Annotated in this window: 13 protein-coding genes; 6 read left to right on the top strand and 7 right to left on the bottom strand. The window is 62.8% G+C overall.

Annotation, left to right across the window (positions count from 1 at the left end):
* Positions 1-9 precede the first annotated feature (9 nt).
* The 4 genes from Q0L62_RS06455 to Q0L62_RS06470 all read left to right on the top strand — a co-directional run bounded on the left by Q0L62_RS06455 (position 10) and on the right by Q0L62_RS06470 (position 5309).
* Positions 10-903, top strand: coding sequence for a DMT family transporter (locus Q0L62_RS06455; RefSeq protein WP_367183265.1), 894 nt, complete (start codon positions 10-12; stop codon positions 901-903).
* Positions 904-1037: 134 nt separating this feature from the next.
* Positions 1038-3710 carry an aconitate hydratase AcnA gene (gene acnA, locus Q0L62_RS06460; RefSeq protein WP_296678043.1) on the top strand — a complete coding sequence of 891 codons (2673 nt, stop codon included), beginning with the start codon at positions 1038-1040 and terminating at the stop codon, positions 3708-3710.
* Positions 3711-3799: 89 nt separating this feature from the next.
* Positions 3800-4504, top strand: coding sequence for a 2OG-Fe(II) oxygenase (locus Q0L62_RS06465; RefSeq protein ID WP_296678046.1), 705 nt, complete (start codon positions 3800-3802; stop codon positions 4502-4504).
* Between the two features lie 193 nt (positions 4505-4697).
* Positions 4698-5309: a hypothetical protein gene (locus tag Q0L62_RS06470; protein WP_296678049.1), complete on the top strand. Its 612-nt coding sequence runs from the start codon at positions 4698-4700 to the stop codon at positions 5307-5309.
* Positions 5310-5784: 475 nt separating this feature from the next.
* On the opposite strand, the gene ruvB is transcribed toward Q0L62_RS06470, so the two are convergent.
* Both ruvB and ruvA read right to left on the bottom strand, forming a co-directional pair.
* Entirely contained in the window at positions 5785-6837 is a 1053-nt protein-coding gene (gene ruvB / locus Q0L62_RS06475) for a Holliday junction branch migration DNA helicase RuvB (RefSeq protein WP_296678051.1), read from the bottom strand.
* Entirely contained in the window at positions 6834-7433 is a 600-nt protein-coding gene (gene ruvA / locus Q0L62_RS06480) for a Holliday junction branch migration protein RuvA (protein WP_296678054.1), read from the bottom strand. Before ruvA ends, ruvB begins: the two co-directional genes overlap by 4 nt.
* Before the next feature lie 130 nt (positions 7434-7563).
* On the opposite strand from ruvA, the gene Q0L62_RS06485 reads away from it, so the two are divergent.
* Positions 7564-8094 carry an acyloxyacyl hydrolase gene (locus Q0L62_RS06485; protein ID WP_296678057.1) on the top strand — a complete coding sequence of 177 codons (531 nt, stop codon included), beginning with the start codon at positions 7564-7566 and terminating at the stop codon, positions 8092-8094.
* Positions 8095-8138: 44 nt separating this feature from the next.
* On the opposite strand, the gene Q0L62_RS06490 is transcribed toward Q0L62_RS06485, so the two are convergent.
* The 4 genes from Q0L62_RS06490 to Q0L62_RS06505 all read right to left on the bottom strand — a co-directional run bounded on the left by Q0L62_RS06490 (position 8139) and on the right by Q0L62_RS06505 (position 10310).
* Positions 8139-8477: a hypothetical protein gene (locus Q0L62_RS06490; RefSeq protein ID WP_296678060.1), complete on the bottom strand. Its 339-nt coding sequence runs from the start codon at positions 8475-8477 to the stop codon at positions 8139-8141.
* A gap of 93 nt (positions 8478-8570) precedes the next feature.
* On the bottom strand, positions 8571-9068 hold the full coding sequence (locus Q0L62_RS06495) for a nucleoside deaminase (RefSeq protein WP_296678062.1): 498 nt from the start codon (positions 9066-9068) through the stop codon (positions 8571-8573).
* 13 nt (positions 9069-9081) lie between these two features.
* A complete protein-coding gene (gene ruvC, locus Q0L62_RS06500; protein WP_296678090.1) occupies positions 9082-9570 on the bottom strand; it encodes a crossover junction endodeoxyribonuclease RuvC in 489 nt (162 codons plus the stop codon).
* Positions 9567-10310, bottom strand: a complete 744-nt coding sequence (locus tag Q0L62_RS06505; protein ID WP_296678065.1) for a YebC/PmpR family DNA-binding transcriptional regulator — start codon at positions 10308-10310, stop codon at positions 9567-9569. Before Q0L62_RS06505 ends, ruvC begins: the two co-directional genes overlap by 4 nt.
* Positions 10311-10425: 115 nt before the next feature.
* On the opposite strand from Q0L62_RS06505, the gene Q0L62_RS06510 reads away from it, so the two are divergent.
* The gene (locus Q0L62_RS06510; protein ID WP_296678068.1) at positions 10426-11151 is read left to right on the top strand and encodes a CPBP family glutamic-type intramembrane protease; all 726 of its coding nucleotides are present in this window, start codon (positions 10426-10428) and stop codon (positions 11149-11151) included.
* Here Q0L62_RS06510 and Q0L62_RS06515 read toward each other — a convergent pair.
* A partial coding sequence (locus Q0L62_RS06515) for a heavy metal-binding domain-containing protein (protein ID WP_296678071.1) occupies positions 11148-11457 on the bottom strand: 310 nt, incomplete at its 5' end. The two genes, Q0L62_RS06510 and Q0L62_RS06515, sit on opposite strands and share 4 nt — an antisense overlap.

The raw sequence follows: 11457 nt of genomic DNA on the forward strand, positions 1-11457 counted from the left end.
AGACGCGCCGTGTCCGGGGGTCAGCAGTCGCACCATCACCTGATGCCTTTCCTGGCGGTCGCCGCCGGGATCGCCAGCTTTTCCGTTATGGACGGCCTGATGAAAGGCGTCAGCCTGGCGGTCGGCGCCTATAGCGCGATGCTGTGGCGATCGGGCGCCGGGGTGGTGTTGATGACGCCCATCTGGAAACTGCGCGGCGGGACCATCCCGCCTGCCGCCTTGCTGCGCCTTCACGCGCTGCGCGGAGCCAACACGGCGGGCATGGCCGTCAGTTTTTTTTATGGCATCACCAAGTTGCCGTTGGCGGAAGGCATCGCCATTTCCTTCATCGCTCCGCTAATTGCGCTGTATCTTGCTGCGATCATGCTGGGCGAGCGGATCAGCCGAAAGGCCATTGCAGCGTCGCTGCTGGGCCTGACGGGTGTCGTTGTAATTTGTGCCGCCCGCCTCGGCGATGGCGGTTATGAGCGTGCGGCGGCGTTGGGAATTGCCGCAATCCTGTTTTCGGCCGTGCTTTATGCCTGGAACCTAATCTTGCAGCGGCGCCAGGCACAGATCGCCGATCCCATTGAAATCGCCCTGTTTCAGGCCGTGTTCACCGGATTGACCCTGGTCCTGTTCGCGCCCTGGTTTGCCACCTGGTTACCCTCGCCACAATGGCTGGCGGTAGCCCTGTCGGCCGCACTCGCCATGCTATCGTTGATGGTCATCGCCTGGGGCTATGCCCGCGCTGAAACCCAGGTTCTTCTGCCGCTGGAATATACGGCCTTCATCTGGGCCGCACTGATGGGCTGGATCATGTTCGGCGAACGCGTCAGCGGCGCGACCGTGATCGGGGCGGTTCTGATCGTCATCGGCTGCTGGATCGCGGCACGCGGACACACCGAACAGACCGCACTCTAGCCAAAAACTTGGCCCGCTGCCCTTGACTGGAGCTGCAATCCCGCGCAACGGCTGCGCCGACAAACCGGCCCTGCTAAATGCGCGAAACAGGGCGCGCGGCGCGCAGGTTCCACACTTACAGGAGATCACGCGGGATGACCCAGGTCGGACAGGATACACTCGGCACGCGCAGCACGCTTACCGTCGGTGGTAAGGACTTCGCGTATTATTCGCTCAACAAGGCCGCGGCCAAGCTGGGTGACATAAGCCGTCTGCCTTTCTCGATGAAAGTCCTGCTGGAAAACCTGCTGCGCTTTGAGGATGGCGGGTTCACCGTATCGACCGACCATGTCAAAGCGGTGATCGACTGGCAGAACAACCCCACCGAATCGAGTGAGGAGATCCAGTACAGGCCGGCCCGCGTGCTGCTGCAGGATTTCACCGGCGTGCCCTGCGTGGTCGATCTGGCCGCGATGCGCGATGCCATTGCCACGCTTGGCGGCGATACCAGCCGGATCAACCCGCTGGTGCCGGTCAACCTGGTGATTGACCATTCGGTCATGGTGGACGAATTCGGCCATCCCAAGGCTTTCGAAGAAAACGTCGAGATTGAATACCACCGCAACATGGAGCGGTACGATTTTCTCAAGTGGGGCTCGAAGTCGCTCGACAACTTCTATGCCGTGCCGCCGGGCACCGGCATCTGCCATCAGGTCAATCTGGAAAATATCGCTCGGACAGTTTGGACTTCGACGGACCAGAACGGCGTCACCGTGGCCTATCCCGACACCTGCGTCGGTACCGACAGTCACACCACCATGATCAACGGCCTGGGTGTGCTGGGCTGGGGCGTCGGCGGGATTGAGGCCGAGGCCGCGATGCTGGGCCAGCCAATATCGATGCTGATCCCGGAAGTTGTCGGCTTCAAGCTGACCGGCGAACTGATGGAAGGCGTCACGGCCACCGATCTGGTGCTGACCTGCACCAATATGCTGCGTTCGCACGGCGTAGTTGGCCGCTTTGTCGAATATTACGGACCGGGGCTTGCCTCGCTTAGCCTGGCTGACCGTGCGACCCTGGCGAACATGGCACCCGAATACGGCGCGACCTGCGGCTTCTTCGGGATCGACGACAAGACGCTGGATTATCTGCGCCTGACCGGACGCGAGGAAGCGCAGATCGCGCTGGTCGAAGCCTATGCCAGGGAACAGGGTTTCTGGATCGATCCGGCAATCGAACCGGTGTTCTCCTCGACCCTGTCACTCGACATGGGCACCGTCGTGCCATCGCTCGCCGGGCCCAAACGCCCGCAGGACCGGGTCGATCTGACGGCAGTGGATGATGTTTTTGCCAAGGACATGGCCGAGGTTTACAAGAAGACCAACCAGCGCGTGCCGGTTGAAGGAAGGGACTTTGACCTGGGCGACGGCGACGTGATGATCGCCGCGATCACCAGCTGCACCAACACGTCAAACCCCAGCGTACTTGTCGCTGCCGGCCTGGTTGCCAAGAAGGCCGACGAATTGGGCCTGAAGCCCAAGCCTTGGGTCAAGACCAGCCTGGCCCCGGGATCGCAGGTTGTCACTGACTATCTGGTCAAGGCCGGGCTGCAGAGCCATCTCGACAACATCGGCTTCAACCTGGTCGGCTATGGCTGTACCACCTGCATCGGCAATTCGGGCCCCTTGGCCGAACCGATCAGCAAGGCGATCAACGACAACGGCCTGGTCGCCGCTGCGGTTATCAGCGGGAACCGCAATTTTGAAGGCCGGGTTTCTCCAGATGTGCGCGCCAACTTCCTCGCCAGCCCGCCGCTGGTGGTGGCCTATGCGCTGAAGGGCACGGTGGTAGACGATTTCATCGCCACCCCGATCGGGCAGGGTAAGGACGGCCGGGACGTTTTCCTGCGTGATATCTGGCCGACCAATCAGGAAGTCGCCAGCACCATGGCCGCCTGCGTTACGCGCGACATGTTCCAGGCCCGCTATGCCGATGTCTACAAGGGTGATCGCCATTGGCAGGCAATCGATGTCACCGGCAGCGAAACCTATCAATGGCGCGCAGGCAGCACCTATGTCGCCAACCCGCCGTACTTCGAAGGCATGACCATGACCCCGGCCCCGGTGCTGGACATCGTTGATGCCAAACCCCTGCTGATCCTTGGCGATTCGATCACAACCGATCACATCAGCCCGGCCGGCAACATCAAGGCTGACAGCCCGGCAGGCCAATGGCTGATGGAACACCAGGTCGCCAAGGCCGACTTCAACTCTTACGGCGCGCGGCGCGGCCACCACGAAGTGATGATGCGCGGCACCTTTGCCAATATCCGCATCAAGAACGAGATGGTCCCCGGCATTGAAGGCGGGATGAGCCGCTTTAACGGAGAGGTCATGCCGGTTTATGACGCGGCTATGAAGAACAAGGCCGCCGGCGTGCCGATGGTCGTGATTGCCGGCAAGGAATACGGCACCGGTTCAAGTCGTGACTGGGCAGCCAAGGGCACCAACCTGCTGGGCGTGCGCGCAGTGATCGTCGAAAGCTTTGAACGCATCCACCGCTCAAACTTGGTGGGCATGGGCGTGCTGCCGCTGCAGTTCAAGGATGGGCAGACCCGACAGAGCCTTGGCCTGGACGGCGATTGCACCTTCACCATCCACGGCGTCGCCAGCCTTGCCCCGCGCCAGGACGTTGACGTGGAAGTGACCCGCAAGGACGGATCGACCTTCACGTTTACCGCGCTGTGTCGCATTGATACCGCCAACGAGGTTGAATACTTCAATAACGGCGGCATCCTGCACTACGTGCTGCGCAAACTGGCGAGCTGATCGGCCTGGTTTCCCGGCGGTGTGCCTCTGCGCTGCCGGGCATTGCCATTTTCAAAGTATCTTAAACCGGATTTGTTAGGGCTGCGCCGATGGACAGCGCTGCCAAGATACTGCCGGCCCCCGACAAGGCCTATCACGATCCGGCCAAGCTGGCCTGGCTTGGCGCGCAGGTGCGCCAGCGTCTTGGCTCGATTCCGGGGGTGGAGCGCATCGATACGTCGCACGCGGACATGTTCCTGGCGCCAGGCTTTCTCGACAAGCGCGATTGCCGGGACCTGGCGCGCCTGATTGATGCCGGCGCGCAGCCATCGACCCTGTTCAAGGGGACCGAGCGGCCTGATTTCCGCACCAGCTGGACCTGTCATCTGCCATCGACCGAGCCGCTCGTCGAAAGTCTTGAAGAATACATCAGCGATCTGCTGGGCATTCACAACGCTTATGCCGAAACCGCGCAGGGCCAGCGCTATCGTCCCGGCGAACAGTACAAAGCCCACCACGATTTCTTCCACGCCGGCCATGATTACTGGCTGCGCGAGGCACCACGCGGCGGGCAGCGCACCTGGACCGCGATGGTTTACCTGAACGAGCCCAAGGAAGGCGGAGAAACCGAGTTTCCGCTGCTTGACGTTGCGATCCGCCCGCGTACCGGCACCCTGGTAGTATGGAACAACATGGCGCTCGATGGAACGCCGAACATGAAAACGCTCCATGCCGCCAAGCCGGTAATCGGCGGGGTAAAGCACGTAATAACCAAGTGGTACCGGCTGGGGCCCTGGCGTCTGCTCAACACCTGAGCTGTTTATAAAAAAACGGCCCGCGTCACCGCGGGCCGCATTGTTAGCGCGATGCGGGCAACTTCAGGCCGCTTTGGCCTTCTTGCGGCGCAGCCGCCGTCCCAGCACCGTTGCGGTAGCAGCACCGAACAGCAGCATCATCGGGGGCTCCGGAACCTCGGTTCCGCTGCTGGTCGGCGGCGGAGGCGGAGGATTGTCACCGCTTGATGTCGGAGGCGGCGGGGGATTGTCGCCGCTTGAGGTCGGCGGGGGCGGAGGATTGTCGCCGCTCGACGTCGGCGGGGGCGGAGGCGTAACATCCCCGCTGGTGGTCCCGCCCGAGCTGGTCGAAGTCGAAGAGCTGGTTGAGCTGGACGAGCTGGTCGAGGTCGAGGACGACGTTGACGTGCTGGATGTCACATTGCCAGAAGACGTAGACGTAGAGGTCGAAGTGCTGCTGGTTACGCCGCCGGTCGAAGTCGACACGCCGCCCGTAGACGTCGAAACGCCGCCGGTCGATGTGGTCGAGCTGGAGGTTACCCCGCCGGTTGTGGTCGAACTGGTGATTCCGCCGCTGCTGGTCGAGGTTGACCCGCCCGAGGTCGAGGTCGAGCCACCCGATGTCGAGCCGCCCGAGCTTGAGCTTGAAGTTGATCCAGTGGTGGTCGAGGTGATCACAACGCTGCCGCCTGATCCGCCGCTACCGCCGAAGAAGCCGCCGAAGAAGCCGCCGCCAAAGCCCAGACCGCCCGAACCACCAATAACGACTGTGCTGCCGCCGCCGCCACCTTCCGGCATGGGCTGGGGGGGAAGCGGGGGAAGATAGGGCATGGCCATGGCCACCTGCGGTGCAGGATCGGGCGCGGCGCAGGTGTAATTACGGGTTACCACGCGGCGGATGCGCTTCATCTTGCGTGGTTCGGCTTTGGCCTGGCGAACAATCTTGCGCTTGGCTTTGGTCGGCGCCGCTTTGGCGTGCTTGACGTATTGCACGCGCTTGGCCGGAGCTTCGGCAACATGAACGGCACCGCCGCCAATTACCGCACCGCCAGCGGCAAACACCGCAAGTTTCGCAATGGCCATCCTTACCGACATACGCTTTGCTCTCTTTGTCCCACGAGGCGGAAATGGACCGGCCAACTGCGTAGCCGTCATGCCCCTGTAGCGGCAAAAGGACAGAGAGAGGTTAAGCGGGCAATGGGATTAACCGTCTTTTGCCTGCCCTGATGGGTAAAAAAGCTCTGGATTTGACGGGCTCAAACAGTTGTGTCCCATTCTGAAACCGTTAGCTGACCCGTTAGTTACGCGCCCGGCTGCTTCGCGTCGGGATCACCCGAATCAAACAGTCCGGTCTGCACCCCGCTGGGCGGGGCAAGTCCCAAGTGCTGCCAGCCGCGATCATTAAGACAGCGCCCGCGCGCGGTGCGGGCAACAAGGCCAAGCTGGATCAGGTACGGTTCAATCACATCCTCAACCGTGTCGCGCGGCTCGCTCAGCCCCGCGGCAAGTGTTTCGACCCCTACCGGTCCGCCTTTGTAAATATCGGCAATCATGAGAAGATAACGCCGGTCCTGGGCATCTAGTCCCAAGGCATCAACTTCAAGCCTGGTCAGGGATGCATCGGCAAGGCGCTGCGTTATCGCCGCATCGCCGCCGACATGCGCAAAATCCCGCACCCGGCGCAGCAGCCGCCCGGCCACCCGCGGCGTGCCGCGCGCCCGCCGCGCAATCTCCTGCGCCCCGCCCGGATCGATGCCAATCCCCAGCAGCCCGGCGCCGCGCGTCACCACGCGTTCCAGTTCAGGCACGGAATAGAAGTTGAGCCGCACCGGAATGCCGAACCGGTCGCGCAGCGGCGTGGTTAGCAGGCCCTGCCGCGTCGTCGCCCCGATCAGAGTGAAGGGCGGCAGATCAATCCGCACCGAGCGGGCCGAGGGGCCCTCGCCGATGATAAGATCCAGCGCCCGGTCCTCCATCGCGGGATAGAGTACCTCTTCCACAACCGGGTTAAGCCGATGTATTTCATCGATAAACAGGACATCGCCGGCTTCCAGGTTGGTCAGAAGCGCCGCCAGATCACCCGACTTTGCGATGACCGGGCCAGAAGTAGCACGGAAGCCCACGCCCAGTTCGCGCGCAACGATCTGCGCCAGCGTGGTCTTGCCCAGCCCCGGCGGGCCAAAGAACAGGACATGGTCCATCGCCTCGCGCCGCGAACGCGCGCTGTCGATGAACACTTTGAGATTGTCCTTGGCCCCGGCCTGCCCGACAAACTCCGCCAGCGTCTTGGGCCGCAGCGCCGCATCGGCGTCATCTGGCTGAGATGCCGGCGTGAGGAGGGGGTTATCGGTCACCCCGCTGCCCTCTTCAAACCGACGCGGATGAGGTCATTGAGCGCTGCTCCTTCGCCCAGTTCCTCAAGCGCCCGCGAAACTGCTATCGTCGCGATGTTGGGCTTGAAACCCAGGTTTTGGAGCGCCGAAACCGCATCGGCGCTGGCCGATCCGGCTGGCAGCGCCGCCATTGCCGCGCCGGGTCCGCCAGGCAGGCCGCCAGCCTTGTCCTTGAGTTCGTTGACGATCCGCCCCGCCAGCTTGGGACCGACACCCTGGGCGCGGGCGACCATCGCCGCGTCGCCTGCGGAACAGGCGCGTTGCAGGTCATCGATGCTAAGCGCAGAGAGCACGGCCAGCGCCATTTTGCTACCGACCCCTTGCACGCCGGTCAGCAGGCGGAACCAGGCGCGTTCTTCGCCGCTGGCAAAGCCGATCAGGCGCATGTCGTTTTCCGATACCTGCAGTTCGGTGTGGAGTGTCACCCGATCCCCGCGCCCGCCCAGCGCATCAAGCGTCTTGGCGCTGCAATGGACGAGGTAACCGACGCCGTTCACGTCGATTACAGCCCAGTCGGGACCGAAATCGTCAAGCAGGCCGGATAGACGGGCAATCATGGCCCGTGGTTATCGCGCCCGCCTTCCCGGGGCAAGGGTCGGGAACAAGGCGCGAACATTTTTCTGTTCAGCACCGCGCAAGCGTGAAAAGCTAGGGCGCGCAGAAATACCGCACAAAGGGAACTTTACGATGCCCGTTCGCCGCCTGATTGTTCCGCTTGCCTTTGCCCTGTCTGCCGCCCCGGCTGCGGCGCAGGAAGTCTATCTGGGCGCCAGTTTCCACGCGGTCGATCTGCCCACCAGCCTGGAAAACGGAGAGGAAGGCGGACGCGATGTGCAGTTCGGCTTTCGCACCGCGCCCGTGGAGGGTCTGGCCTTCATTGGCAAGCCGTCTGTCTATGTCCACGGGCAGGTGGCGCTGGACCGCACCACCAGCATCGCCGCGGCGGGGATAAGCTGGAAGCTGGGCGGCAAGGTCTACCTGCGTCCGGGGATCGGGCTGGCGGTCAACTCTGACCGGATGCCGGATTATCGCGGCAACCTGCGGATAGACCTGGGATCACGCATTACGTTTGAGCCGGAACTGGCCTTGGGCGCGCGGCTGAATGACACCGTGGCGGCCGAGCTGAGCTGGGTCCACATCAGCCACGCCACCTTGCTGGGCGGCCAGAACCCCGGGATGGATTTCCTGGGCGCGCGGCTGGTTTATAAGTTGAAGTAGGCGTTGATGCGGCCCGGAAACCAGCGTCCCCGGGCCGCAATCGGTCAGATACGCGGCAGCTTGATGTCCGCGGCTAGTCCGCAGGCCAGTGCCGCCCCGGCAACCTGCATCGTGGTTTCGCCGTCGCGCATGGTGCCCGCAACGCGGACAAGATCGCCGAAGGTCATCGGCCCGTCAGTGTTGTAATACCGGGCAGCCTTGGCCAGCCGGTCCACCTGACCGGTCGACAGATGACCGCGCAGGAACTCAGCCGCGCAGCTCGCCTTGTTCTCGCTCATCCCATAGCGCATCAGCGCATCGGAGATCTGGTAGCGGCTGGCCGTGCAGGCAGACACGGACAGGCCGGCCAGCGCGGCAAGGGTAAGGGACTTGGCAAAACGCATGGGTTGCTCCCGTATCAAACTGGAGCGGCGCGACTAACTGCCGGCGTGTGAATGCCGAATGGACCCCGGGTTAAGGCTGCAGCAAGGCGAGGATCAGGTGTTGGCCTGCTTGTCCTGCGGGACGTTGTCATCGGGGCCATAGTAAAGCTGGGCACAGTCATGCGCCTTGACCCCGCCTTCAAGCGAAAGGTCGTCCTTGAAAGCATCACGGATGAAGTCGACAGTATCGAGATGGCGGTCTTCGAAATACATCTTGTGGACGTCATCGCGCCCCGCACCGAAGACGATCCTGCCAACGCCCGCCCAGATCGAAGCCATGGTGCACATGCCGCAGGGCTGGAGCGTGGAATACAGCGTTGCGTCCTTGATCTGCATGTCCCCCACGGCCTTTCCGGCAGCGCGCAGGGCCTCAACCTCGGCATGGGCAGTCGCGTCGCACTGTTCAGTCGTGCGGTTGACGCCCTGTGCGATCAGTTTTCCATCGCGCACTATCAGAGCGGCGATCGGCGTGTTGGCCGGATCGGTACCTTTTTCAGCCACGGCCAGCGCGATTGCGCGCGCGATCCATTCGTCATCGGTTGGGTTGTGCATGTCCATCCGCTGATCAACGGATGAAGATGCTGCGCGTTCCCGACAGGTTGGCATGAGCAATCGCCACGGCCAGTGCATCGGCGGCATCGGCCCCCGCCAGTTGTACACCGGGCAGCAGCACACGGAGCATAGCCTGAATCTGCGCCTTTTCGGCCGTCCCGGTGCCGACTATGGCCTTCTTGATTAGCCGCGCGGCGTATTCGCTGACCGGCAATCCGGCGCGCGCCAAGGCCAAAAGGCACACCCCGCGCGCCTGGCCCAGCTTGAGCGTGGACTGCGGGTTCTTGTTGACGAACACTTCCTCCACCGCGCTGTCGCTGGGTTGGTAGCGCGCAATCACGTCGGAAAGTTCGCGGTCGAGCGTGACCAGCCGCTCGGGGAGCGAAGCCTTGGCATCGGTCTTGACCTGGCCGTTGGCAACGTGGGTCAGCCGACTGCCGCTTTTGGCGACAATTCCCCAGCCGGTGCAGGTCAGGCTGGGGTCCAGGCCGATAATGATCAGCCCAGCTTCTCCATCACCGCGTCAGGGATTTCATAATTGCCCCATACGGTCTGGACATCGTCGTCATCGTCCAGCACGTCGATCAGCTTTAGCAGGGTGGCGGCGTCCGCCTCGCCCACTTCGGCCTTCAGGCTGGGCTTCCATGCCAGCTTGACGCCTTCAGCTTCGCCCAGCGTCTTTTCCAGTTCACGGGCAACAGGATGCAGGTTTTCCATCGCGACCCAGATGGCGTGGCCGTCCTCGTCACTTTCGACATCATCGGCGCCGGCTTCGATTGCGGCTTCAAGTACGGTGTCCTCGTCCCCGGCGGCCGCGCCGTATTCGATCAGGCCAAGCCGTTCAAAACCGTGGCTGACCGCGCCGCTCGCGCCAAGGTTTCCGCCATTTTTGGCAAAGGCCGTGCGCACGTTGGTGGCGGTGCGGTTGCGGTTATCGGTCAGCGCCTCGACAATCAGGGCAACCCCGCCCGGACCGTAGCCTTCATAGCGGATCTCCTCGTAGTTCTCGCCATCGCCCTTGCTGGCCTTGTCGATCGCGCGCTGGATGTTGTCCTTGGGCACCGATTGCGCCTTGGCGGCGTTGACCGCGGCGCGCAGCCGTGGATTAAAATCAGGATCGGGCATGCCCATCTTGGCTGCGACGGTGATTTCACGGCTGAGCTTGGAAAACAGCCCCGCGCGCTTTTTGTCCTGCGCGCCCTTGCGGTGCATGATGTTCTTGAATTTGGAATGGCCTGCCATGGCGTCCTGTTTTCGACTGGAAGAAGTGTGCGGGCGCCCTTACACCGGGCAAGGCCGGTTGGGCAATGGTAGGCTGGCAATCAGGGGGTAAGCTTTGCAGGATATCAGCGCGGACATGACCGAACTGTCCCCTCGCCTGACCCTGCGCACCGTGCTGTGCGATTTTCGTGACTTTCTGCGCCGTCCGGCCGTGCTCGACCCGCAAGGGTGGTCAGCGGGCGGCGGCAAACACTGGGCTGTGTTGACGGCCTTGCTCATCGTTGGCCTGATCGGCGTGCTGCTGCCGTTCCTGGGTGCCTGGCAAAAGCTGTTCAGCCTGCCCTCGCCTACTGCTTTCGACAATTTCGACAAGCGCTGGCTGGTGCCGGTAACCGTCATTTTCGCGCCGATTGCAGAAGAACTGCTGTTCCGCGGATGGCAGCGCGGCAGCGCTTCATCGCTGTGGCTGATGTTATGCGCGATCCTGGCCGGCGTAACCGTGGGCGTGATGACTGATGCCAGCCAGGCTTTGATCGCCGCGGGAGTCCTGCTTGCGCTGCTGATCGCCGGCATCGCGGGCTGGGTCCTGCTGCGCAAGAGGCCTGCGCCAATGCCGTGGTTCGCCCGGATTTTTCCGTGGATTTTTTATGCGGTGGCGGCAGGCTTTGCCTTGTTCCACCTGTCCAATTACCCGCGTTTCAGCCTGTTGATGGTGCCGCTGGTCCTGCCGCAACTTTGGGCCGCGCTGGTGCTGGGCTACTTGCGCCAGCGGCTGGGGCTGGCGCAGGCAATTCTAACCCATGTCGCGGCCAATGCCTGCAGCATCGGCCTGGCTTTGGCTTCAGGCTCGATCGGGTCCTAAAGAACGACGGCCGTGCCGGACGTGCTGACCATCAACATCGATCCATTGGCGCCCAGCACCTCATAGTCGATATCGACCCCGATGACCGCATTGCCGCCCAGTTCGGCTGCTTTTGCTTCCATTTCGCCCAGCGCCTGCTTGCGCGCCCGGGCCAACACGTCCTCATAGCTGCCCGACCGACCGCCGACTATGTCACGAACCGAAGCGAACAGATCGCGAAACAGGTTGGCCCCGACGATAACTTCGCCGGTTACGATGCCAAGATAAGTCTGGACCGGGCGGCCTTCGACAATGGCGGTTGTGGTA

The sequence above is a fragment of the Novosphingobium sp. genome, assembly GCF_024642085.1.
Classification (GTDB): Bacteria; Pseudomonadota; Alphaproteobacteria; order Sphingomonadales; family Sphingomonadaceae; genus Novosphingobium.

Coding starts and splice junctions, on each gene's coding strand:
- Q0L62_RS06505 (WP_296678065.1), bottom strand. CDS start 10,310: ATGGCAGGCCATTCCAAATTCAAGAACATCATGCACCGCAAGGGCGCG.
- Q0L62_RS06485 (WP_296678057.1), top strand. CDS start 7,564: ATGCCCGTTCGCCGCCTGATTGTTCCGCTTGCCTTTGCCCTGTCTGCC.
- Q0L62_RS06490 (WP_296678060.1), bottom strand. CDS start 8,477: ATGCGTTTTGCCAAGTCCCTTACCCTTGCCGCGCTGGCCGGCCTGTCC.
- acnA (WP_296678043.1), top strand. CDS start 1,038: ATGACCCAGGTCGGACAGGATACACTCGGCACGCGCAGCACGCTTACC.
- ruvA (WP_296678054.1), bottom strand. CDS start 7,433: ATGATTGCCCGTCTATCCGGCCTGCTTGACGATTTCGGTCCCGACTGG.
- Q0L62_RS06495 (WP_296678062.1), bottom strand. CDS start 9,068: ATGCACAACCCAACCGATGACGAATGGATCGCGCGCGCAATCGCGCTG.
- Q0L62_RS06465 (WP_296678046.1), top strand. CDS start 3,800: ATGGACAGCGCTGCCAAGATACTGCCGGCCCCCGACAAGGCCTATCAC.
- Q0L62_RS06510 (WP_296678068.1), top strand. CDS start 10,426: ATGACCGAACTGTCCCCTCGCCTGACCCTGCGCACCGTGCTGTGCGAT.